The organism is Streptomyces sp. CCM_MD2014, from assembly GCF_000772045.1.
Taxonomy (GTDB): domain Bacteria; phylum Actinomycetota; class Actinomycetes; order Streptomycetales; family Streptomycetaceae; genus Streptomyces; species Streptomyces salinarius.
Genome location: NZ_CP009754.1, coordinates 4807087 through 4827850 on the forward strand (window position 1 = coordinate 4807087; position 20764 = coordinate 4827850).

24 protein-coding genes are annotated in these 20764 nt (G+C 72.1%); 8 read left to right on the forward strand and 16 right to left on the reverse strand.

Going from position 1 to position 20764, the window contains the following annotated elements:
* Positions 1 to 6: 6 nt before the first annotated feature.
* The 3 genes from NI25_RS21450 to NI25_RS21460 all read right to left on the reverse strand — a co-directional run bounded on the left by NI25_RS21450 (position 7) and on the right by NI25_RS21460 (position 3910).
* Positions 7 to 1461 (reverse strand): PP2C family protein-serine/threonine phosphatase, encoded by a 1455-nt coding sequence (locus tag NI25_RS21450; RefSeq protein ID WP_061443993.1) that lies wholly within the window; start codon positions 1459 to 1461, stop codon positions 7 to 9.
* Positions 1462 to 1765: 304 nt separating this feature from the next.
* Positions 1766 to 2896: a C40 family peptidase gene (locus NI25_RS21455; protein WP_107071792.1), complete on the reverse strand. Its 1131-nt coding sequence runs from the start codon at positions 2894 to 2896 to the stop codon at positions 1766 to 1768.
* 198 nt (positions 2897 to 3094) lie between these two features.
* Positions 3095 to 3910: an SAM-dependent methyltransferase gene (locus NI25_RS21460; protein ID WP_107071793.1), complete on the reverse strand. Its 816-nt coding sequence runs from the start codon at positions 3908 to 3910 to the stop codon at positions 3095 to 3097.
* A gap of 206 nt (positions 3911 to 4116) precedes the next feature.
* Between NI25_RS21460 and mshA the strand changes: the two genes are divergently transcribed.
* Complete coding sequence (gene mshA, locus NI25_RS21465; protein ID WP_061443995.1) at positions 4117 to 5490, forward strand: D-inositol-3-phosphate glycosyltransferase; 1374 nt, start codon at positions 4117 to 4119, stop codon at positions 5488 to 5490.
* Positions 5483 to 5986, forward strand: coding sequence for a YbjN domain-containing protein (locus NI25_RS21470; protein ID WP_061443996.1), 504 nt, complete (start codon positions 5483 to 5485; stop codon positions 5984 to 5986). Before mshA ends, NI25_RS21470 begins: the two co-directional genes overlap by 8 nt.
* Before the next feature lie 6 nt (positions 5987 to 5992).
* Here NI25_RS21470 and NI25_RS21475 read toward each other — a convergent pair whose 3' ends face one another.
* Positions 5993 to 6832: a helix-turn-helix transcriptional regulator gene (locus NI25_RS21475; RefSeq protein WP_061443997.1), complete on the reverse strand. Its 840-nt coding sequence runs from the start codon at positions 6830 to 6832 to the stop codon at positions 5993 to 5995.
* A gap of 49 nt (positions 6833 to 6881) precedes the next feature.
* On the opposite strand from NI25_RS21475, the gene NI25_RS21480 reads away from it, so the two are divergent.
* Positions 6882 to 7349 carry a DUF2000 domain-containing protein gene (locus tag NI25_RS21480; protein ID WP_061443998.1) on the forward strand — a complete coding sequence of 156 codons (468 nt, stop codon included), beginning with the start codon at positions 6882 to 6884 and terminating at the stop codon, positions 7347 to 7349.
* Positions 7350 to 7410: 61 nt separating this feature from the next.
* Here the strand turns inward: NI25_RS21480 and NI25_RS21485 are convergent, their stop codons facing one another.
* Positions 7411 to 8688: an MDR family MFS transporter gene (locus tag NI25_RS21485; RefSeq protein WP_061443999.1), complete on the reverse strand. Its 1278-nt coding sequence runs from the start codon at positions 8686 to 8688 to the stop codon at positions 7411 to 7413.
* A gap of 161 nt (positions 8689 to 8849) precedes the next feature.
* Between NI25_RS21485 and NI25_RS21490 the strand changes: the two genes are divergently transcribed.
* Complete coding sequence (locus tag NI25_RS21490) at positions 8850 to 9611, forward strand: phosphoglyceromutase (protein WP_061444000.1); 762 nt, start codon at positions 8850 to 8852, stop codon at positions 9609 to 9611.
* Positions 9612 to 9734: 123 nt separating this feature from the next.
* On the opposite strand, the gene NI25_RS40525 is transcribed toward NI25_RS21490, so the two are convergent.
* Positions 9735 to 9863, reverse strand: a complete 129-nt coding sequence (locus tag NI25_RS40525; protein ID WP_267886340.1) for a hypothetical protein — start codon at positions 9861 to 9863, stop codon at positions 9735 to 9737.
* A 20-nt stretch (positions 9864 to 9883) separates the two neighbouring features.
* A complete protein-coding gene (locus tag NI25_RS21495) occupies positions 9884 to 10501 on the reverse strand; it encodes a TetR/AcrR family transcriptional regulator (RefSeq protein ID WP_061444001.1) in 618 nt (205 codons plus the stop codon).
* 60 nt (positions 10502 to 10561) lie between these two features.
* Here NI25_RS21495 and NI25_RS21500 point away from each other — a divergent pair, with 60 nt between their 5' ends.
* Positions 10562 to 11497 carry an NADP-dependent oxidoreductase gene (locus NI25_RS21500; RefSeq protein WP_061444002.1) on the forward strand — a complete coding sequence of 312 codons (936 nt, stop codon included), beginning with the start codon at positions 10562 to 10564 and terminating at the stop codon, positions 11495 to 11497.
* A gap of 535 nt (positions 11498 to 12032) precedes the next feature.
* Here NI25_RS21500 and NI25_RS21505 read toward each other — a convergent pair.
* From NI25_RS21505 to phoU, 8 genes are all read right to left on the reverse strand, one after another.
* On the reverse strand, positions 12033 to 12353 hold the full coding sequence (locus NI25_RS21505; RefSeq protein WP_061444003.1) for a transcriptional regulator: 321 nt from the start codon (positions 12351 to 12353) through the stop codon (positions 12033 to 12035).
* Entirely contained in the window at positions 12350 to 12841 is a 492-nt protein-coding gene (locus NI25_RS21510; RefSeq protein WP_061444004.1) for a hypothetical protein, read from the reverse strand. The genes NI25_RS21505 and NI25_RS21510 overlap by 4 nt, the downstream gene beginning before the upstream one ends.
* Positions 12842 to 12927: 86 nt before the next feature.
* The gene (locus tag NI25_RS21515; protein ID WP_061444005.1) at positions 12928 to 13326 is read right to left on the reverse strand and encodes a hypothetical protein; all 399 of its coding nucleotides are present in this window, start codon (positions 13324 to 13326) and stop codon (positions 12928 to 12930) included.
* Between the two features lie 44 nt (positions 13327 to 13370).
* Positions 13371 to 14240: an AraC family transcriptional regulator gene (locus NI25_RS21520; protein ID WP_061444006.1), complete on the reverse strand. Its 870-nt coding sequence runs from the start codon at positions 14238 to 14240 to the stop codon at positions 13371 to 13373.
* Between the two features lie 223 nt (positions 14241 to 14463).
* Positions 14464 to 14865, reverse strand: a complete 402-nt coding sequence (locus NI25_RS21525; RefSeq protein WP_061444007.1) for an SCO4225 family membrane protein — start codon at positions 14863 to 14865, stop codon at positions 14464 to 14466.
* Between the two features lie 135 nt (positions 14866 to 15000).
* Positions 15001 to 15249 carry an SCO4226 family nickel-binding protein gene (locus NI25_RS21530; RefSeq protein ID WP_102928109.1) on the reverse strand — a complete coding sequence of 83 codons (249 nt, stop codon included), beginning with the start codon at positions 15247 to 15249 and terminating at the stop codon, positions 15001 to 15003.
* 118 nt (positions 15250 to 15367) lie between these two features.
* Positions 15368 to 15523, reverse strand: coding sequence for a hypothetical protein (locus NI25_RS39745; RefSeq protein WP_164883312.1), 156 nt, complete (start codon positions 15521 to 15523; stop codon positions 15368 to 15370).
* Positions 15524 to 15675: 152 nt separating this feature from the next.
* Complete coding sequence (phoU, locus tag NI25_RS21535) at positions 15676 to 16365, reverse strand: phosphate signaling complex protein PhoU (RefSeq protein ID WP_061444009.1); 690 nt, start codon at positions 16363 to 16365, stop codon at positions 15676 to 15678.
* A 215-nt stretch (positions 16366 to 16580) separates the two neighbouring features.
* On the opposite strand from phoU, the gene NI25_RS21540 reads away from it, so the two are divergent.
* Together NI25_RS21540 and NI25_RS21545 are read left to right on the forward strand one after the other, a co-directional pair.
* Positions 16581 to 17861, forward strand: a complete 1281-nt coding sequence (locus tag NI25_RS21540) for a sensor histidine kinase (protein WP_061444010.1) — start codon at positions 16581 to 16583, stop codon at positions 17859 to 17861.
* Positions 17858 to 18538, forward strand: coding sequence for a response regulator transcription factor (locus NI25_RS21545; RefSeq protein ID WP_052842909.1), 681 nt, complete (start codon positions 17858 to 17860; stop codon positions 18536 to 18538). Before NI25_RS21540 ends, NI25_RS21545 begins: the two co-directional genes overlap by 4 nt.
* Positions 18539 to 18641: 103 nt before the next feature.
* On the opposite strand, the gene NI25_RS21550 is transcribed toward NI25_RS21545, so the two are convergent.
* Positions 18642 to 19367 (reverse strand): copper chaperone PCu(A)C, encoded by a 726-nt coding sequence (locus NI25_RS21550; protein WP_061444011.1) that lies wholly within the window; start codon positions 19365 to 19367, stop codon positions 18642 to 18644.
* Positions 19368 to 20067: 700 nt separating this feature from the next.
* Here NI25_RS21550 and NI25_RS21555 point away from each other — a divergent pair.
* Positions 20068 to 20550, forward strand: coding sequence for a CarD family transcriptional regulator (locus NI25_RS21555; protein ID WP_003953493.1), 483 nt, complete (start codon positions 20068 to 20070; stop codon positions 20548 to 20550).
* The last annotated feature ends 214 nt before the right edge of the window (positions 20551 to 20764 follow it).

Genomic DNA, 20764 nt, shown 5'->3' on the forward strand with positions numbered 1-20764 from the left:
GGCGGCTCAGGCCGTCCGGTCCAGCAGGACCACCGCGACGTCGTCGGCCAGTTCGCCGCCGTTGAGTTCGCGGACCTCGTTGACCGCCGCCCGCAGCAGCTCCTCGCCGCGCAGGCCCTCCGCGCGCTGACGGCGGACCATCTCCACCATGCCGTCCTGACCGAGCCGCTCCCGGCCCGCGCCGACGCGGCCCTCGATCAGGCCGTCGGTGTAGAGCATCAGGCTCCACTCGGCGCCCAGCTCCACCTGCATCCGCGGCCAGCGGGCGCCCGGCAGCAGCCCCAGCGCCGGGCCGTTGTTGTCGTACGGCAGCAGGCGTGCGGGCACGCCGGGGGCGGCGACCAGCGGGGACGGGTGCCCGGCCAGGCACAGGCCGGCGCGGCGGCCGTCCGGGGAGATGTCCACGGCGCACAGCGTCGCGAAGATCTCGTCGTCCGAGCGCTCGTGCTCCAGCACCTGCTGGAGGGTGCCGAGCAGCTCGTCGCCGCAGAGCCCCGCCAGGGTCAGCGCCCGCCAGGCGATCCGCAGTTCCACGCCGAGCGCCGCCTCGTCCGGGCCGTGCCCGCAGACGTCGCCGATCATGGCGTGCACGGTGCCGTCCGGGGTGCGGACGACGTCGTAGAAGTCGCCCCCGAGCAGCGCGCGCGAGCGGCCCGGACGGTAGCGGGCGGCGAAGCGCAGCGGGGAGCCGGCCAGCAGCGGGGTCGGCAGCAGACCGCGCTCCAGACGGCGGTTCTCCTGCGCCCGCAGCCGGCCCTCGGCCAGCCGCCGCTCCGCCGAGTCGGACCGCTTGCGCTCGACGGCGTAGCGGATCGCCCGGCTCAGCAGGCGCCCGTCCAGTTCGTCGCGGAACAGGTAGTCCTGCGCGCCGACCGCCACGGCCTCGGCGCCGCGCTCGGCGTCGCTGGAGGAGGTCAGCGCGAGCACGGCGTGCCGGGGCGCGAGCTCCAGGACGTGCCGGAGCACCGCCAGCTCGTCGTCGTCCTCCGCGTCACCGCTGCCATGGGCCGGCGTGGACAGGGCGAGGTCCAGCAGGATGCAGTGGACGTCGTCGGTCAGCAGCCGGCCGGCCTCGGTGAGGTTGCGGGCGGTGCGGACGCGGATCGGCTTGCCGGCCTGGTCGAGCAGGTCGGGCACGATCGGCGAGCCGGCCGGGTCGTCCTCGATCAGCAGCACCGTCAGGTTCGTGGGCGCCGCGCTCTCGGACCGGGCGCTCCGGGGCCGGTCGGTGCCGGTGGGAGCGTCCGTGCCGGTGTGGGTGCCTGTGCTGGTGTCCGTGGAATTCTCGCGCTTCTCCGTGGTGGTCTCTCGGGCTTTCTCGCGCCGGGTGGCGGGGTTCTCGGCCGGGCGCGTCCCGGGCGGGGCCTGTTCCTTGGGAGGGCCGCTGTCCGGGGACGCGGCGGGCGCCTGACCGCACTCCACGGCCGGGATCGCCCTCTGCCGCGGTACGGGTACGGGCATGGTGTCGGTTTCCTTCCCTCCCCCCGAGGGCATGGCGGGGCGAGGGACCTCGACCCACCGACGGGGACCATAGCGGGTGACGGCACCGCTGCGGAATGGTCCAGAACACGTCGGGCGGCCTTCGGCCACCGTCATATGCCGCGTTATCCCCCGCAGTTGGACACGTCGGCCGGGGACCTGGGATGACGAACGTCACGCGGGGCGGGGCGCCGGGCGTGGACTGGGTCACGTGGCCCGCTTCACGCCCCCGGGGCGGGCCGGCCGCTCGGCTGGGCCCGGTCCGGGGCGCGCCGCGTGGCCCGCGTCACTGCCCGGGAGCGGGCGTCTGCTCCGGGGCCGTGTCCGGCCGGACCACGCCGAGGATCGGCATCGAGCCGGCGCCCGCGAGGGTGATCGAGCGCCCAGGACGCGGGGCGTGCACCATGGAGCCGTCGCCGACGTACATGCCGACGTGACTGGCGTCGTCGAAGTAGATGATCAGGTCGCCCGGGCGCATGTCCTCGACGGCGACGTGCCTGAGCTGCTTCCACTGCTGCTGCGAGGTGCGCGGGATCGCCTTCCCGGCCGACACCCAGGCCTGCGAGGTCAGGCCGGAGCAGTCGTACGACTTCGGGCCCTCGGCGCCCCACTGGTACGGCTTGCCGATCTGCGCCGTGGCGTACTCGACCGCCTTGCGGCCCCGCCCGGTCGCCTCGGCGTCGAGGTCCTTCAGGATGCCGGAGTCGAGCCAGGCGGTCTGGGCCTTGGCCTGCGCCTCCCGCTCCAGCTTGGCGAGGCGCTCCTTCTCCTCCTTCTCCAGCTCGGACTCCAGCTTCTCGGCCGCCGCGATCTGCTTCTCGACCTTCTTCCGGGCCTTGGCCTTGGCCTTGCGGTTCGCCTCCAGCTCCTTGAAGCGGGCGGAGGCGTCGGCCGCGTAGGTCTTCAGGTCCTCCTGGGCGCGGGTCAGCTCGCCGAGCAGGCCCTTGGTGGCGCGCTGGCCCTGGATCACCCGGCCGGTGCCGTCGAGGAAGTCCTCGGGGTCGTCGCTCAGGACCAGCTTGGCCCCGTCGGGCAGGCCGCCGGTGCGGTACTGGGCGCGGGCCGCGGCCCCCGCGCGGTCCTTGAGGCCGTCCAGCCTCTCCTGGCCCTTGACGATCTTCTTGGCCAGCTCGACGATCTCGGCGTTCTGCTTCTCGGCCTTCTCCTCGGCCGCGTTGTACTCCTCGGTGGCCGAGGCCGCCGCGCGGTAGAGCTCGTCGAGCTTCTCGCGTACGGCTTCCAGGTCCTTGCCGGGCGTGGCGGCCGGGGCGGCCGCCGACGGTGACGGAGAGGGTGACGACGGGGGCGGGGACGAGGGGCCGGGGTCCGCGAACGCCGTGCCCGGTGCGGCCAGCACGGTGACCGCGCAGACCACGGCCACGGCCGCGGTCGTCAAGCCACGCTTCCCCGTACGCATACCTCGCCCCCAGACTGGTTAACCGTCAGTAACATAGCCCGCTCGAGGGATCGTGCCATGCCGGCGCGAAAAGCGACAGAGGGCGGCAGAGGCCGTGCTTTCCTCCAGCTCGCCTCCTGCTTTCCTCCCGCTTCCCCGGTGTGGGACGAACGTCGTACGGAGATCGTTCCCGGCTCGTCGGTCGCCGCCGTCGCCGGTTCACGCGCGGGGCGCCAACGCCTCCCACCGCACCGTGACTTCGCCCTGCCGCCACCGCACCGGCCCGTCCGTCACCGGCCAGTCGGCCGTCAGGTCCCGCACGGCCCGGATCCAGCGCTGCCGGGCGCCGTAGGAGGCGTAGGGCGCGGCGGCGGCCCAGGCCCGGTCGAAGTCGCGCAGGAAGGCGTGCACGGGCTCCCCGGGGACATTGCGGTGGATGAGCGCCTTGGGCAGCCGTTCGGCCAGGTCGGACGGGCGCTCCAGGGAGCCGAGCCGGGTGGCGAAGGTGACCGTGCGCGGACCCTCGGGGCCGAGGGCCACCCATACGTGCCGGCGCCCGATCTCGTCACAGGTGCCCTCGACCAGCAGCCCCCCGCGCGAGGACTCCGACGCCGGTGCGAGCCGCGCACACAGCCGCTGCCAGACGGCGGCGACCTCGCCCTCGTCGTACTGGCGCAGCACGTTCGCCGCGCGGATCAGCAGCGGTGGCCCGGGGACGGGCACCTCGAAGCCGCCGTGCCGGAAATCGAGCCCCGCGCGCGCGTACGGCTGTGCCGCCGCCACCCGGGCCGGGTCGATCTCGACGCCCACCACGCGTGCGTGCGGCGCGACCGTACGCAGGCGCAGCAGCAGTTCCACGGCCGTCCAGGGGGCCGCGCCGTAGCCGAGGTCGACGGCGACGGGGGCGGCGGCACGGCGCAGCTCGGCTCCGTGCACGGCCGCGATCCAGCGGTCCATGCGGCGCAGCCGGTTGGGATTCGTCGTCCCGCGCGTGACCGTGCCCACGGGTCGGGTGGCGGGGGCGCGGGATGGCATGCCTACGAGGGTAGGCGGCCGTCCGTGCGGCACCGGTCCACGGAACGTGGGGACCCGTCAGGGTCTCGAACGGTTGAGCGATGGGCGGTAATGATTCGGCAAAGGCCGGAAAACCGGAATGGAGCACCACCCGTCCGGTGTTCCCACCCCTTGGAGGGCACGGCAGGTCCTCCCACCGGCATGCCCGCAGCGAGGAGGAACGGCTCGTGAGCCAGTACGTCAGCAGGCTCGGGCGTCGTTCACCGGCGGCCTCCCCGCGGCTGCGGCTGCTGCGCAGGCCGCGCCGCGTCGCCATGCTCTCCGTGCACACCTCACCGCTGCACCAGCCCGGCACCGGCGACGCCGGCGGCATGAACGTCTACATCGTTGAGCTGGCGCAGCGCCTCGCCGCGATCAACATCGAGGTCGAGATCTTCACGCGTTCGACCACCGCCGCCCTCCCGCCTTCCGTCGAACTGGCGCCGGGCGTCCTCGTCCGGCACGTCGACGCGGGCCCCTACGAGGGGCTGGCCAAGGAGGAGCTGCCCGCCCAGCTCTGCGCCTTCACCCACGGCGTGATGCAGGCCTGGGCCGGCCACCGCCCCGGCCACTACGACCTCGTGCACTCCCACTACTGGCTCTCCGGCCACGTCGGCTGGCTCGCCGCCCAGCGCTGGGGCGCCCCCCTCGTGCACGCCATGCACACCATGGCCAAGGTGAAGAACGCCAACCTGGCCGACGGCGACACCCCCGAGCCCGCCGCCCGCGTCATCGGCGAGACCCAGATCGTCGCCGCCTCCGACCGGCTCGTCGCCAACACGGCGGAGGAGGCCGACCAGCTCGTCCGCCACTACGCCGCCGACCCCGGCAAGGTGGCCGTCGTCCATCCCGGCGTCAACCTCGACCGGTTCCGCCCCTTCCCCAAGGGCTCCGTACCCGGCCCGGGACAGCACGGCAACGCCCGCGCCGCCGCCCGCGCCCGCCTCGGCCTGCCCCAGGACGCGCTGATCCCGCTCTTCGCCGGCCGCATACAGCCCCTGAAGGCGCCGGACATCCTGCTGCGCGCCGTCGCCGTGCTCCTCGACGAGCGCCCCGAGCTGCGCTCCCGCATCGTCGTCCCCGTCGTCGGCGGCCCCAGCGGCAGCGGCCTCGCCAAGCCGGAGGGCCTGCAGAAGCTCGCCGCGCGGCTCGGCATCGCCGACGTCGTGCGCTTCCGCCCGCCCGTCGGGCAGGAACAGCTCGCCGACTGGTTCCGGGCCGCGTCCGTCCTCGTCATGCCCTCCTACAGCGAGTCCTTCGGCCTGGTCGCCATCGAGGCCCAGGCGGCGGGCACGCCGGTGCTCGCCGCCGCGGTGGGCGGCCTCCCGGTCGCCGTACGCGACGGGGTCACCGGCCGCCTCGTCGACGGCCACGACCCCGCCGCGTACGCGCGCGTGCTGCGCGACTTCGCCGACAACCCCGAGCTGACGCCCCGCATGGGCGACGCCGCCGCCCGGCACGCCCAGTCCTTCGGCTGGGACAGCGCCGCCGCCGCGACGGCCGACGTCTACACGGCCGCGATCCAGTCGCACCGCCGTCGCGTACGCTCGCACCATGGCTGAGGCACCGGAGAAGGCAGCACAGGTCGTCGAGGCGGCCCTGAAGGACGCCGACCTGGAGTGGGAGAGCCCGGAAACCGGCAACTACGTCGTCAAACTCCCCGGCACCCGCAAACTCTCGACGACGGTCTCCCTCCTCCTCGGCCGCCACTCCCTCTCCCTCAACGCGTTCGTCATCCGCCACCCCGACGAGAACGAACCGGCCGTCCACCGCTGGCTCCTGGAACGCAACCTCAAGCTCTACGGCGTCGGTTACGCCGTCGACCGCCTCGGCGACGTCTACGTCACCGCGAAGCTCCCCCTGGCCGCCGTCACCCCCGACGAGATCGACCGTCTCCTCGGCCAGGTCCTGGAGGCCGCCGACGGCGCCTTCAACACCCTGCTGGAGCTGGGCTTCGCGTCCGCCATCCGCAAGGAGTACGCGTGGCGGACCTCGCGCGGCGAGTCGACGCGGAACCTGGAGGCGTTCCAGCACCTCATCGAGCGCTCCGGCGCCTGACCGAACTCAGCCTCCCGGCGCTCCTCGCGCGCCGCTCACCCGGTACCGCCCGGGGGTGACCCCCACCAGACGCTTGAAGTGCCGGGTCAGATGGGCCTGGTCGTAGAAGCCGGTGGCGCCCGCCACGTCCGCCGGGGACCCTCCGGCCAGCAGCAGCCGCCGGGCCCGGTCGACGCGGCGGGACATCAGGTACTGGTGCGGCGCGATGCCGTAGGCCCGGCTGAACGCCCGTACGAGATGCGCCGGGTGCGCGGACACGAGCGCGGCCGCCTCCTCGAGTCCGATGCCCGCGACGACCCGCTCGTCGAGCAGTTCGCGCAGCCGCCGGGCGAGCACGGGGTCCCGGCGCGCGGCGTCCGTGCCCTCCGCGGGGCGCAGATGGGCGCGGAGCCGCTCGCCGATCAGCGTCAGCCGGCTCTCGGCCTCCAGCTCGTCGCCGGGGAGGGCGAGCGCGGAGTGCAGCTGCCCGACCCGCCGCCGCAGCACCGGGTCACGCAGGTCGGGCGCGTCCACGGCCGCCCCGATCAGCTCGTCGCCCAGCCGGGAGGCGTCCAGGTACAGGACGCGCTTGCGGAAACCGTCCGGGGTGGCGGGGGAGCCGTTGTGCGGCACGTGCGGCGGCAGCAGCGACACCGTGTCGTGCGGGGTGCCGTGCTCGTGCCGGTCCAGGTCGTACCGTACGGCGCCGTCGTCGACGATGAGCAGCGTCCAGGCGTCGTGGACGTGCATCGGGTAGGCGTACTCGGTGTAGTGGGCGTGGAAGACCTCGACGACGCCCGGGACACCGGGCCGCCAGGCGGAGACGTTCGGCTGGGTGCTCCGCTGGTCCTTCCGTCCGCCGGCCATGCAAAAAACGTACAAGACCGGGAGGGACGCGGACCGGCAGTCTCACGGTATGAGCACGCACGACGCAGCCCCCGAGGCCACGGAGACTCCCGGGGCCGAGACCCCCGTCCGCTTCGACACCAAGATCGCCGTACTGCTGCGCGAGGACCTGGAGACCTGGCAGCGCCTCAACGTCACGGCCTTCCTGGTCAGCGGCCTGGGCAGCCAGTTCCCCGAGATCGTCGGGGAGCCGTACGAGGACGCCGACGCGGTCGGCTACCTGCCGATGTTCCGCCAGCCGGTCCTGGTCTTCGAGGGCACGAAGGAGACGCTGACGACGGCCCACGCGCGCGTGCTGTCCCGCGCCCTGCCCCGCGCCCTGTTCACGTCCGACCTCTTCGCCACGGGCAACGACCGCGACAACCGCGCGGCGGTACGTGCCGTGGCGACGGCGGACCTGGACCTGGTGGGCCTCGCCGTGTACGGCCCGAAGAACGCGGTGGACAAGGTGATGAAGGGGGCGCGGATGCACCCGTGAGCGGGGCGCGGGTGCACCCGTGAGCGGGGGTCGGGTGCACCCGTGAAGCGGGCGGGCGGGATCAGACGGCGCCGGCGTCGACCCGGGGTGCGGGGGCACGGGACGTTTCCCGGGCAACCGGTGTCTCGTCGTCGTCCGGCAGCCCCCGCATGAGCCCCCAGTACCCGGCGGCGGCCACCGTGCCGACGACGGCGCAGATGCTCCACAGCCACTCGGCGCCCCAGTGGTCGATGACGAACCCGGACATCAGCGGCGCGACGAGGGCGGCGACGGCCCAGGACATGGTGTACATGCCCTGGTAGCGCCCGCGCCCGTGCACGGGGGAGAGACGGACGACGAGCCCGGTCTGGGTCGGCGCGTTGACGATCTCGGCCAGCGTCCACACGCACACGGTGAGGGCGAAGGCCCCGACCGACCCGGCGAAGGCGGTGAGCCCGAAGCCGTACCCGGCCAGCAGCGAGGAGACGACGAGCAGCAGCCGCGGATCGCGGTGCTCGATGAAGCGGGTGACGGGAATCTGCAGGACGACGATCAGCACGCCGTTGACGGCGATGGCGAGCCCGAAGTCGGCGGGCGTGAACCCGGCCTCGCCCATGGCGACGGGCAGTCCCAGATACCCCTGCTGGAAGATCACGGCGACGAGGAACGACAGCCCGACGACGCTCATGTACCGCCCGTCGCGCACCACGGTCCACAGGGAGACGGCGGTGTCCTTCTCGCCGGCGTCGGCGGCCCCCGTCCGCTGCGGCCGGGACTCGGGCAGCTTCACGAAGACGAGAACGGCGCAGACGAGCGTCATCCCGGCCTCGATCAGGAACCCGGCGAGATAGCTGACCTCGGCGATGAACCCGGCCGCCATGGAGGAGACCGCGAAGCCGAGGTTGATCGCCCAGTAGTTGAGCGAGAACGCCCGGACCCGGTCCTCGGGCCGCACGATGTCCGCCATCATCGCCTGCACGGCCGGCCGGGAGGCGTTGCTCGCCATGCCGACCAGGAAGGCGACGGCGGCGATGGCCACCGGGTCCCGCACGAACCCGAGCAGCGCGACGGACAGCGCGGTGGAGGTCTGCGCGACGAGCAGCGTCGGCCGCCGCCCCATCCGGTCGGTCATCACCCCGGCGCCCAGCGAGGACACGACCCCGCCGAGCCCGTGCAGGGCGGCGACCAGACCGGCGTACGAGGCGGAGTAGCCGCGGTCGATGGTCAGGTACAGCGCCATGAAGGTGGCGACGAAGGCACCGAGCCGGTTGACCAGGGTGCTGGTCCACAGCCACCAGAACTCGCGGGGGAGCCCGGAGACGGTCTCGCGTGCGGCACGTCTGAGTCCGGCGACTGGCATGGTTCCCCCGAGGTGACTGAGGCTCGTGTAAGCGTCCGATGCGGTGAGCACAACTTACGAATCCGCGGGGGCGGGGGGCCACTCGATTAACACTTCCCGTCAACCGTCCGCCCACCGGGCGCCCGCGCGGGGGACCGGGCCGTTGGATTACGCTCAGTCGTATGGCCGACGCACCGTACAAGCTGATCCTCCTCCGCCACGGCGAGAGCGAGTGGAACGAGAAGAACCTGTTCACCGGCTGGGTGGACGTCAACCTCACCCCGAAGGGCGAGAAGGAGGCGACGCGCGGCGGCGAGCTGCTCAAGGACGCCGGCCTGCTGCCCGACGTGGTCCACACGTCCGTCCAGAAGCGCGCGATCCGCACGGCCCAGCTCGCGCTGGAGGCCGCCGACCGCCACTGGATCCCGGTCCACCGCCACTGGCGCCTCAACGAGCGCCACTACGGCGCCCTCCAGGGCAAGGACAAGGCCCAGACGCTCGCCGAGTTCGGCGAGGAGCAGTTCATGCTGTGGCGCCGCTCCTACGACACCCCGCCGCCGCCCCTGGACCGCGACGCCGAGTACTCCCAGTTCTCCGACCCGCGCTACGCGGTCCTCCCGCCGGAGCTGCGCCCGCAGACGGAGTGCCTCAAGGACGTCGTCGGCCGCATGCTGCCCTACTGGTTCGACAGCATCGTCCCCGACCTCCTGACCGGCCGCACGGTCCTGGTCGCCGCCCACGGCAACTCGCTCCGCGCCCTGGTCAAGCACCTGGACGGCATCTCGGACGCGGACATCGCGGGCCTGAACATCCCGACGGGCATCCCGCTGTCGTACGAACTGAACGCCGAGTTCAAGCCCCTGAACCCGGGCGGCACGTACCTCGACCCGGACGCGGCTGCGGCGGCGATCGAGGCCGTGAAGAACCAGGGCAAGAAGAAGTAACGCCCACGAGTTGGCCCCCTCCCTGCGGTTCTCCGCTGGGAGGGGGCTTCTCTCTGCCTCTGGGGGCAGGACGACGGAGCCGTGCGCTCTCCGGGCTCCGGCTCCCGTCTCCACTCCGCAGTCTCATTGCGTCGGCCAGGCATCCGCGACCACGAACGAGAGCTGGGTGACGTCCAGCAGGTCCTGGACCTGGAGGAGGCCAGGCTGCGACAGGTCAGAGACCGTGCCGCGGCGACTGGGTGAGGTGGGCATCGGTTTGCCTCGATCCGGGTTCAGTCCGGCCGGGCAGCAGGCCTGAGCCCGTCCATCAGGAGGTTCAGCAGTCGGTCGGCCATGGCTTCCCGCTCAGGCCGGGGGGCCACGGTGAAGATGCCGATGAGGGATGCGGCAATGTCTTCGGCGGTGACGTCGCGGCGGAGGTCGCCCGCCGCGCGGCCGGCGTCGAGAATCGCCGTGATGGCCGTCAGAAGCTCGGTCCGGGTCTGTGCATGGGCGATCTCGCCCGACTCGATCATCGCGAGCAGCGTGTCGAGCATGCCGTTCTTGGTCGCGATCCAGTCCCCGAACAGGTCCATCCAACGCCGCATCGCCGCAGCCGGGGGCAGTTGACCGAGCAGATCGCGCGCGCCGCTCGTCAGCCGCGTGACCTGGCCCCGGTAGACCGCATCGACCAGCGACTCACGGGTCGGGAAGTGCCGGTAGAGCGTGCCGATGCCGACCCCGGCTTCCCGGGCGATCGCACGCATCGACGGCTCGGCGTCTGCCGACGCGAAAACACGGCTCGCCACCGCGAGCAACTGGTCGCGATTACGGGCCGCGTCCGCCCGCGGCGCGCGGGCCTCGGACCCGCCCGAAACGGAACACGCTCCGGTTGTGTTACGGTCATTCATGTAAACGGAGCATAGTCCGTTTAGGGGACTTCCAGCTCAGTCACAGGGAGGCATGCGCACATGCAGGAACGGAGCAGCAGGGCGGTCCGCCTCGACTCATTCGGCGGCCCCGAAGTCCTGGACGTCCAGGAGATTCCCACTCCGCAGGCCGGCCCCGGACAGATCCGCGTGCGCGTCTCCGCGGCCGGCCTGAACCCGATGGACTGGAAGATGATCGCCGACGCAGACACTGCGGCCCTCTTCGGCTTGAGTCTCCCGACTGGGTTCGCGACCGACTACGCGGGAGTGGTTGACCAGGTGGGCGACGGGGTGACCGGATTCGAGCCGGGCGACCGGGTGTTCGGAGGGGCCTTGTCGCGCGCGGCCGCCGACTTCGTGGTGGTCGAGCCGGACGGGTCGATCGCGGCGAACGAGGCGTACCACACCCCTGATGGCGTCGACGACCGCACCGCGGCCACCCTCACGATCGCCGGCCGCACGGCATCCGCCGCCCTCGCCGTGGTCGGCCTGGGCCCGGACGACACCGTGCTGATCGGCGGCGCCGGAGGCGGGGTCGGGGTGTTCGCCGTGCAGCTGGCGCGGATCGCAGGAGCGCGCGTGATCGGGACAGGATCTCCCGCATCGGCCGATTACCTGCGCGAACTGGGAGCTGAGCCGGTCGCCTACGGCGAGGGCCTGGCCGACCGAGTCCGGGCCCTCGCGCCTGGCGCTGTCACCGCCTCCCTCGACCTGCACGGAACGGACACGGTGCACGTCGCAAGGGAACTCGGCGTCCCGGACAGCCGTATCTGCACCATCGCCGGGCAGGTCGACGGCGTGCCGACGGGCAACGGCGCGAACGCGGCTCCCGGTGCCCTCGAAGAGATCGCCGGCCTGGTCGCGGCGGGCCGGCTGCGGGTACCCATCGCGGCAACCTTCCCGGTCGAGCAGATCCGCGAGGCGGCGGAGCTCCAGGCCGGCCACCGGGTGAAGGGCAAGGTCGTCGTCGATCTCTAGCTGCATCCAGGGTCTGACAGGCACGCGGCGTGCCAGTGAGCGCCGGGCTGCGGGGCATCCCCCGACTTCTCGCCCGGCACTGCGTCACTGACGAGGTTCCCGTGTCCCACTCCCATGCCCGGCTCACCGTCCACGGCAGACCGCCTCGGCGACGTCTACGTCACCGCGAAGCTCCCCCTGGCCGCCGTCACCCCCGACGAACCGTGGACTACGTTGTGCAGTCATGACTGCCGGGACGGCTGCGCGCCACGCAATGGATTGATGACCCGGTGCTCCTCTGAGCACCGTAGGGGCCGGTGTCGGCCTGCTGCTGGGACGAGGAGCCCGCGCCGCCGCGAGGGCTGTGCCTCCGTCGTATTGATCACAGGCTCGCCCCATCAACCGCGACAGGCGAGCACCGTGTCCGGCACCGACACCTACGACGCCGCCGGGTCGCGGCGCCACCGGGACCGCCTGCTGCCCCTTCTCGGCCGCACCCTGGCGAAACGCTGAGGCCGCGGCCCTGAGGCGGGTGAGGCCGTCGCGGTCACCCCGGTCAGGGAGCCGGGTCGGACGGTTCCACGATTGCGCGCAGTGCCGTCAGGTGGCCCTGGTACGCGGTCCGGCCCCGCTTGGTCAGCCGGAGCCACACGCGCTGGCGGGTGTCGCGGACGGCTTTGCGCTGTTCGACGTAGCCGGCGTCCATCAGGACCGTGACGTGCTTGCTCAACGCGGAGGCAGAGAGGCCGAGTTGGTTTTGGACCAGGGCGAATTCCGCCTCCCCGGCGCCTTCCAGCAGCGCGCAGATGCGCAGGCGGTGCGGGGCGTGGATGGTGGTGTCGAAGCCGTCTAGCGGGTCGCCGCCTGCGCCGCTCACGCGGTCCTCCGGTGCAGGCGGACGAAGGCGAGGTGGAAGCCGACGGACACGGCCGCGCCGATCAGGGAGGCCGCGATCAGCCACACCAGGTCTCCCGTGGCGCCGAAGGCGTACGGCCCCCCGACCAGGAGGAGCGGAAGGCCGATCATGAGCGGCAGCGTCGCCCGCTTCGGCAGGACGTCCAGCCGCAGTGCCACGCCGGTCTTGTCGCGCCACGCCTTCGTCGCGACGGAGAGCAGCGCCGCGTAGAGCGCGGTGAGGGTCAGGAGGGTGGCCATCCAGGCGGGGCGCGGCAGCAGCCAGTCGCCGTCGGCCATGATGCCGCCGAGGACGATCGGAAGTACGGCGACGTAGAGCGTCAGCGTGACGAAGAACCAGGTCGGCCATGGTGTGGCCGTCAGTGCCGTCGCCGAGGCCCGGACGCGCTCGGTGTCGGCCAGGGCGGCGCGGGCCTGCTCCGGCGTGAGGGGTACCCCGTTGGTTTCCATGTCGGAAACAGTAGCAGCCTGTTTCCGACATGGAAAGTGGCGAGTTTCCGGAGTGGCAAGTGGGTGGTTTACGGTGCCGCGGGGCCTCAGTTCCCCGCGGGTGGCGCCTCGGAGCCGGCCCCGGCCTCGACCGCGTATCCGGGGACGGACGGCCACCGCACCGTCAGCACCACGGACTCCTCCTCCGCGTACCAGGAGTGGTCGACGCCCCTGCCCCACACGACGTAGTCGCCCTGTTCGGCGAGGACGACGCTGCGGCCGGGGAACTCCACCCGGAAGCGGCCGCTGACGAGGACCTGCAGGGCGGTGCGTTGCTCGCCGGTGACCCAGTGGGCGCGCTCGTCGCCCTTCGGGTGGACGCCCCACTTGATCTCCACGTCCTCGCTGTGCCGGGGATCGGAGACGTCCTTGAAGTGCCCCAGCAGCCATCCCCGGTCCAGTGCCGCGTCCTCGCCCGCGTTGCCCACGTACACGTCGTCCGTCATGGTCCCGCAAGCTAGCAGCCGCCTGTCCCGGGGAACCGCTGTCGTCAGGCCGGTTCCACCGGCAGCCACAGTTCCGTCGTCGCCGTCGTGAAGTCGTCCGACCGGTCCAGGACCGTGACGATCGACGGGCCGGGGCGCAGGCGCCACGGGTTGGACGGGAACCACTCGGACGCGGTGGCCGCCCAGGTGGTCTGAAGGGCGTCCGGGTAGGGGCCCGAGCTGCGGAAGACCGCCCACGTGCCGGCCGGGACCTCGATGGCGTCGAGGTCGTCGGGGGCCGGGGTGCCGGCGGAGACGGCCACGCCGTGGAGGTAGGTCAGCTCCGTGCCCTCCGGACTGTCCTGGGCCACGTCGTCGGTGACCTGGAGCAGGCCCGCCGGGTCCGTGTCGCCGAGGGACTTCAGACGGGCGTGGGCCTCCTGGGGGAGGGCGGCGATGTGCTGCCGGATGTGTGGGTTGACGCCCTCGTGGATGAGCGGGACGCGGGTCGCGTGGCCGATCAGGCGGAAGGCGGGGCGGTCGGTGAAGCGGGTGTCCATGGGGGTGCTCCCTTCGACGGTCAGGCGGAACCTGAGCTGCGGCTGTGTCCGAAGGGGGCCGCCGTCGCGGCGTACCTCGCGCGGGGCGGCGCCGTGGACCGACCGGAACGCGCGTCCGAACGCCTCCGTCGAGCCGTAGCCGTATCGGACGGCGATGGTCAGCAGGTCGTCCTCGCCCCGTACGACGTCGGCGGCGGCCACCGTCATGCGGCGCCGCCGGACGTACTCCGACAGCGGCATGCCCGCCAGCGACGAGAACATCCGGCGCAGGTGGTACTCGGTCGTGCCGAGGCTCGCGGCCAGCGCGGGGACGTCCGGTTCCTCGCCGAGGTGGTCCTCGACCAGGTCGGTCAGGTGGTTCAGTGCCGGGATCATGCGGCCTCCCTTCGGCATCCACCGTGGCAGGGGGCACACCGGCGGCGCCCGATCGCTGCGGTCCGGTTCGGTCGGCCGCGGTCGGTTCGGTCAGGAGGGCACCGGCAGCGGGGGCTGGTGAGGCCAGGTGAAGGCGTACGCGAGGGATTGACCATCCGGTCATGCCGAGCGCCGAGACGACACCGATGGCGGACTACGTCCGGCCGTAGGCGGGTCCGCCCGCTCAGCTCGCCGGTGTCAGGTGTCCGCGGTTGCCGCGGCGGCCCCGCAGGGTCTGCCACACCGCCCCCAGGGCCAGCGACTGGACCAGGGCCGAGAGCACGATGCCGCCGACGAAGAACCACGCCGGGGTGTCGCCGCCCCAGCCGGCCTCCCCGAGCCAGGCCACGAAACCGAAGGCCGGGAAGGTGAACAGGGCCGGCCAGACCCAGACGAGGGACGCGTCGGGGCCGCTCGCGAACAGGGGTTGTGCCACGGCGAGCGCCATCGCACCGCCGACCGCGGTGAGGTACACCGCCGAAACGCGGTTCGCGAGAGCCAGGCGGACGACGGTGCGTATGCGGTGGGTCCGGTCGGTCCGGTCGGTCCGCCGGGTCCGGGCGTTGTTCGGCTGGGTGCTGTTCATGGGTTCCGGGCTCCCCGGGGTGGTGGTCGTGGTCGTGCTCCTGAACCAGGGTCGACCGGGAGCCCGCCCCGGGCCTGAGTACCCGTACTCAAGTCCGGGGTGACGCGGTACCCGCCCGCGGGAGGCCTGCCCGGCCTATACCGACAGTGGGACCTCGTGGATCTCGTCCGCCTTGTGGCCCGCGCGTTCGTGCACACGCTGGACCGCCTCGGCCGACGGCCCCTCCGAGAGGCAGTAGATGGTGCCGGAGGCCGGGTCCGCCCACGCCTGTTCGAAGTGGACGTTCTCGTCCTTCTCCAGGGCCAGGTCGGCCTGGTGGGCCTGGTGCAGCTGGTCCGAGGTGATGCCGTGCATCCCGTGGTGTACGTCCATGAAGTGAGCCATGGCGCCTCGCACCCCCTTCAGGGTCCTTCTTCCAGGGTGCGCCCGTATGGCGGCCGGGGCGACCCCGGCCGTCACACCACAGTCCACCGGTACCGCGTGCGGGTGGACCGCTACCGCCTCAGCCGCACTGGCAGGGGCTGCCCGACTGGCAGCCGCAGCCGCAGCCCGAGCCGCAGCCGCACGCGGCGATCAGCGGGAGGCTGCGGATCTCGGTGGGCTGCTCGGTGGGGCGTTCCTGTGCGGGGTCGGGCTTCGTGCTGGGGGAATCGGCCATGGTTCCTCCTGGAAGCGGGCGCGTGGATCTACGGGTCCCTGGATCCCTGCGATTTCTGGCTCTCGGGTCCATTGCACGCCCCCAGCGGCCGTCGCATCAACGGCGCACGGGAGCGAACGCGCGCCCCCGGCCCGCTCCCGCGCAGGCTTTGCTCAGGCCCCCTCGACCTGCGTCGCCGGCTGGATGTCCGACTGGAGGTCGTCCGCGTGCTCGCCGGTGACCAGGTAGACCACGCGCTTGGCGACCGCGACCGCGTGGTCGGCGTACCGCTCGTAGTAGCGGCCCAGCAGGGTGACGTCGACCGCCGTCTCGATGCCGTGCTTCCAGCGGTCGTCCATCAGGTGCTGGAAGAGGGTGCGGTGCAGGAGGTCCATCGCGTCGTCGTCCTGCTCCAGCTGGAGCGCCAGGTCGACGTCCTTGGTGATGATCACCTCGGCCGCCTTCGCCATCAGGCGCTGCGCGAGCTGGCCCATCTCCAGGATGGTGGCGTGCAGGTCGTGCGGCACCGCACGCTCCGGGTAGCGCAGCCGGGCCAGCTTGGCGACGTGCTGGGCCAGGTCGCCCGAGCGCTCCAGGTCGGCGGACATCCGCAGCGAGGTGACGACGATGCGCAGGTCCGTCGCCACCGGCTGCTGGCGGGCCAGCAGGGTTATCGCCCGCGCCTCCAGCTCGTGCTGGAGGTCGTCGACCTTCTGGTCCGCCTCGATGACGGCCTCGGCCAGCTTCAGGTCGGAGTCCAGGATCGCGGTCGTGGCGCGTCCGATGGCCGACCCGACCAGCCGGGCCATCTCCACCAGACCGTCACCGATCGAATCAAGTTCCTCGTGGTACGCGTCCCGCATCAGGGTTCCCTCTCGTACGTCCGTTTAAGGGGCTCGAAGAGCGGCCACGCGCCCCTCGCCGTGCCCCCACGCTTACACGTTCCGGCCTGTACGCGTCCGTTTCCGGCACCCCAAATGAACCGTCCCTGGCTCCAAGGTGAACTCTGGGCGACGAGTGTTCGAGGTCGCACCCGGATGGCTGGGGCCCGGACGTACCCCGTGCCTAACCTGGAGACATGGACGTGAACGCGGCGGTCGCCGCAGTGGCGGCGATCGCCGGAGTACTCACCGGTGTCATCGCCATGCTGGCGTTCCGCTGGAGCGAGCGGGAGCAGAAGCGCCCCACGCGCACCTCGCTGCACACCGATCCCGTGCTGCCGCCGGGGGTCGACACCGTCCTGTCCGTACTGCGCTCCTCCGCCGTCGTCCTCGACGAGGCCGACGCGGTCGTCAAGGCCAGCTCGGCGGCGTACGCCCTCGGCCTGGTCCGGGGCGGCAAGCTCGCCGTCGAGCCCATGCTGCAGATGGCCAGGGACACCCGGCGCGACGGGGAGATACGGCAGGTCGAGCTGGACCTGCCGCGGCGCGGGAACGGGCGGGGGGAGGCCCTCGCCGTCTCCGCGCGGGTCGCGCCCCTCGGCTCCCGGCTGGTGCTGCTGCTGGTCGAGGACCTCACCGAGGCCCGCCGCATCGAGGCCGTACGCCGCGACTTCGTCGCCAATGTGAGTCATGAGCTGAAGACGCCGGTGGGGGCGCTGTCGCTGCTGTCCGAGGCCGTGATGGACGCGGCGGACGACCCGGAGGCCGTGGAGCGGTTCGCCGGGCGCATGCAGATCGAGGCGACCCGGCTCACCAACCTCGTGCAGGAGCTCATCGACCTCTCCCGGGTCCAGAACGACGACCCCCTCGACGACGCCGAGCCCGTCCGGGTGGACGAGCTGGTCGCCGAGGCCATCGACCGCTGCCGGCACGCCGCCGGCACGAAGCAGATCACCATGGCCGCCGGAGGTACGGCGGATCTGCACGTGCGCGGCAACCGAGGACAGCTCGCCGCCGCCCTCGGCAACCTCGTCGAGAACGCCGTCAACTACTCGCCGGCCCGCACCCGCGTCGGCATCGCCGCCCGCCGCGTCGCCGCCACCGGCGGCGACCTGATCGAGATCGCCGTGACCGACCAGGGCATCGGCATCTCGGAGAAGGACAAGGAGCGCGTCTTCGAGCGCTTCTACCGCGTCGACCCGGCCCGCTCCCGGGCCACCGGAGGCACCGGTCTGGGTCTCGCGATCGTCAAGCACGTGGTCGCCTCGCACGGCGGGGAGGTCACGGTGTGGAGCGCCGAAGGCCAGGGCTCCACCTTCACCCTGCGGCTGCCGGAGGCGGGTCCCGCCCGCGACCGCGCGCAGCGGCGGTCCGACCGCGCCGGGCTCAGTGGCGAGACCGAGCGGTCGTCCTCATCCCCCCATTCCCCCCATACATCCCCGTACGAAACATTTCCCGCCCCGGAGGTCCTTCCGTGACCCGTGTGCTCGTCGTCGAGGACGAGGAGTCCTTCTCCGACGCCCTGTCGTACATGCTCCGCAAGGAGGGCTTCGAGGTCGCCATCGCGACCACCGGCCCCGACGGACTCGACGAGTTCGAGCGCAACGGCGCCGACCTCGTGCTCCTCGACCTGATGCTGCCCGGCCTGCCGGGCACCGAGGTCTGCCGCCAGCTGCGCGGCCGCTCGAACGTTCCCGTGATCATGGTGACCGCCAAGGACAGCGAGATCGACAAGGTCGTCGGGCTGGAGATAGGGGCCGACGACTACGTCACCAAGCCCTTCTCCTCCCGCGAGCTGGTCGCCCGCATCCGTGCCGTACTGCGCCGGCGCGGCGAGCCGGAGGAGGTCGCCCCGGCCGCCCTGGAGGCCGGTCCCGTCCGCATGGACGTCGACCGGCACGTGGTGACCGTCGGCGGCACCAAGATCGACCTCCCGCTCAAGGAGTTCGACCTGCTGGAGATGCTGCTGCGCAACGCCGGCCGGGTGCTGACCCGCATGCAGCTGATCGACCGGGTGTGGGGCGCCGACTACGTCGGTGACACCAAGACCCTCGACGTGCACGTCAAGCGGCTGCGCGCCAAGATCGAGCCCGACCCGGGCGCGCCGCGGTACCTGGTGACGGTGCGCGGGCTGGGGTACAAGTTCGAGCCGTAGGCCGGCCCACGGGTCGCAGGACGTGACGAAGGGCGGGGCCTCACGGAGAGGTCCCGCCCTTCGGGCGTACGTGTCGTCGTACGTGCGTGCCGGCCTACGGCGCTCAGTGGCCGGCTTCGGCGTCCGCGCCGGTGCCGTTCTCCTGGGAGGTGCCGTCGGCCGAGGTGCCGTCGGCCGGGGCACCCGACTCGCCCGAGGGCGCACCGGCGGACTCGCCGGTCGAGGGGGCACCCGAGGACTCGCCGTCGGCCGGCTCGCCCGAGGCGTCGGCGGAAGCCGTGCCGGAGGGCGTCGCGCCCGGGGCCGACGGGACGTCGCTCGGACCCCACTCGGTGAAGTAGCTCTCGGCGGGAACGACGAGGGCGCGCAGGCTCACCTCGCCGGTCTTGCTGAAGGTGAAGGTGATCTTCTGGGCGTTGCCGTCCTGGAGCGCCTCGCGGCTGCTGGGCAGCACGGCGGCGGCGTTGCCCTCGCCGCCGAGGATCAGGGAGCCGCCGGCCGGGACGACCAGGTCGCCCTTCTCGCCCTTGGCGGGCTTCAGCTCGGCGGACTTGCCGGCGTCCGGGACGGTGACGGACTCGAGGGTCTGGTCCGTCCGGCCGTTGTTGAACAGGGTGACGGCGACCACGGCCGGGCCGGTCGACTCCAGATCGGGCTGCGTGATGACGACCGCGTTCTGCACCTCGATGTCGCCGACGGTCGTCGCAGCGTGGTCCGGCTTGATCTCCAGCGTCTGGGCGTTGTGACCGGCACCGCACGCGGCGAGCGAGGCGATCGAGAACGCGATGGCGGCGGCGGCGAGGGCACCGCGTCGAAGGCTGCTGCTCACGGCGGCGGCAACTCCTTGGACTCGAGCGTGGTGGCGGCAACGGATAAAGCCGCCCTAAGTGGCTGTCAGCGGCCTTAGGCTACCGAGCCGTTCTCGGGCCGCCGCACCCGACCCTCCCCGAAGTCGCCCGGCTTCGCTCGGCAGGCGGTAGGGCGCGGGCGCGGTCGGAGCCGGGTACGGGCGTGGCCCCGACCGCGGTCCGGGGGCGGGCCGGGTGCGGCCCGGGTGGCGTTCGGGGTCGTTCCGTGCGTCGTTTTGCGGCTCGTACTCGTCCGACATTCAGCTATGAAGCCCTCCGCCATACCGGCCGTGGATCGGTACGCGAAATTTCCGTGAAGGAATGCGCGGGCGGCCAGGAAATTGATCACCGGTGGGCCCGGCGGGGCACCTCGTGATCAATTCCGGATTCGTCCGGAACCCCGCCACGGCCACCGAACGGAGTAGCGGAAGTCGCACACGCGGAACCGGACATATCGGTCTCTTCGGGCGCACGGTGTCGGCTCCGGGAGCGTGTGACGTGCGTGTTTCGGGCGGCCGGAACAGCCGCTCCGACCTGCGAATACTTTCTTCCGCTCGCCCGGCGCAGCACGTTCCTGTTGCTGTTGTCAAGCCCCGAGATATGCCCTGACCTGCGAAAACGCCATTCAGAAGACGCCGTTTCCGTGTTACCCTGGATAGCCACGGAAGGGGTACCTGTCACATGACGTTCAAGGTTGGCGACACCGTGGTCTATCCCCATCACGGGGCCGCGCTGATCGAGGCTATCGAAACTCGCCAGATCAAAGGCGTGGACAAGACCTACTTGGTGCTGAAGGTCGCCCAGGGCGACCTGACGGTACGTGTGCCAGCGGACAATGCGGAGTTCGTCGGCGTGCGTGATGTGGTCGGTCAGGACGGGCTGGACCGGGTCTTCGAGGTGCTGCGCGCGCCGTACGCCGAGGAGCCCACGAACTGGTCGCGTCGTTACAAGGCAAACCTGGAGAAGCTCGCCTCCGGCGACGTCATCAAGGTCGCGGAAGTCGTGCGCGACCTGTGGCGGCGCGAGCGCGAGCGCGGACTCTCCGCAGGTGAGAAGCGCATGCTCGCCAAGGCCCGCCAGATCCTGGTGAGCGAGCTGGCCCTCGCGGAGAACACCAACGAGGACAAGGCGGAGGCCCTGCTCGACGAGGTGCTCGCCTCCTGATCCAACCGGTCCCGACCCGACCGGATCCGAGGTGAGGCGCAGACCGTCAGCCGCTCGGTTCAGCGCACTGAAATGCCGCGGTGCCCGATGACATCCTTGCTGTCGCCGGGCGCTGCGGCATGTTCGTACCCGGGTACCCGGACACGGTTTCCGGCATCCGGACGTCCGGATGCCCATGATCCTCGTACGCTCGTCCCGGGAGGCTTCCCCGGAT

Excerpts from the sequence above, each read along its gene's own strand:
- NI25_RS21490 (WP_061444000.1), top strand. The coding sequence starts at position 8,850 with ATGGCCGACGCACCGTACAAGCTGATCCTCCTCCGCCACGGCGAGAGC.
- NI25_RS21515 (WP_061444005.1), bottom strand. The coding sequence starts at position 13,326 with ATGACGGACGACGTGTACGTGGGCAACGCGGGCGAGGACGCGGCACTG.
- NI25_RS21485 (WP_061443999.1), bottom strand. The coding sequence starts at position 8,688 with ATGCCAGTCGCCGGACTCAGACGTGCCGCACGCGAGACCGTCTCCGGG.
- NI25_RS21495 (WP_061444001.1), bottom strand. The coding sequence starts at position 10,501 with ATGAATGACCGTAACACAACCGGAGCGTGTTCCGTTTCGGGCGGGTCC.
- NI25_RS21455 (WP_107071792.1), bottom strand. The coding sequence starts at position 2,896 with ATGCGTACGGGGAAGCGTGGCTTGACGACCGCGGCCGTGGCCGTGGTC.
- NI25_RS21450 (WP_061443993.1), bottom strand. The coding sequence starts at position 1,461 with ATGCCCGTACCCGTACCGCGGCAGAGGGCGATCCCGGCCGTGGAGTGC.
- NI25_RS21475 (WP_061443997.1), bottom strand. The coding sequence starts at position 6,832 with ATGGCCGGCGGACGGAAGGACCAGCGGAGCACCCAGCCGAACGTCTCC.
- NI25_RS21500 (WP_061444002.1), top strand. The coding sequence starts at position 10,562 with ATGCAGGAACGGAGCAGCAGGGCGGTCCGCCTCGACTCATTCGGCGGC.
- phoU (WP_061444009.1), bottom strand. The coding sequence starts at position 16,365 with ATGCGGGACGCGTACCACGAGGAACTTGATTCGATCGGTGACGGTCTG.
- NI25_RS21510 (WP_061444004.1), bottom strand. The coding sequence starts at position 12,841 with ATGGAAACCAACGGGGTACCCCTCACGCCGGAGCAGGCCCGCGCCGCC.
- NI25_RS39745 (WP_164883312.1), bottom strand. The coding sequence starts at position 15,523 with ATGGCCGATTCCCCCAGCACGAAGCCCGACCCCGCACAGGAACGCCCC.
- NI25_RS21525 (WP_061444007.1), bottom strand. The coding sequence starts at position 14,865 with ATGAACAGCACCCAGCCGAACAACGCCCGGACCCGGCGGACCGACCGG.
- NI25_RS21530 (WP_102928109.1), bottom strand. The coding sequence starts at position 15,249 with ATGGCTCACTTCATGGACGTACACCACGGGATGCACGGCATCACCTCG.
- NI25_RS21555 (WP_003953493.1), top strand. The coding sequence starts at position 20,068 with ATGACGTTCAAGGTTGGCGACACCGTGGTCTATCCCCATCACGGGGCC.
- NI25_RS21460 (WP_107071793.1), bottom strand. The coding sequence starts at position 3,910 with ATGCCATCCCGCGCCCCCGCCACCCGACCCGTGGGCACGGTCACGCGC.
- NI25_RS21520 (WP_061444006.1), bottom strand. The coding sequence starts at position 14,240 with ATGATCCCGGCACTGAACCACCTGACCGACCTGGTCGAGGACCACCTC.
- NI25_RS21480 (WP_061443998.1), top strand. The coding sequence starts at position 6,882 with ATGAGCACGCACGACGCAGCCCCCGAGGCCACGGAGACTCCCGGGGCC.
- NI25_RS21470 (WP_061443996.1), top strand. The coding sequence starts at position 5,483 with ATGGCTGAGGCACCGGAGAAGGCAGCACAGGTCGTCGAGGCGGCCCTG.
- NI25_RS21540 (WP_061444010.1), top strand. The coding sequence starts at position 16,581 with ATGGACGTGAACGCGGCGGTCGCCGCAGTGGCGGCGATCGCCGGAGTA.
- NI25_RS40525 (WP_267886340.1), bottom strand. The coding sequence starts at position 9,863 with ATGCCCACCTCACCCAGTCGCCGCGGCACGGTCTCTGACCTGTCGCAG.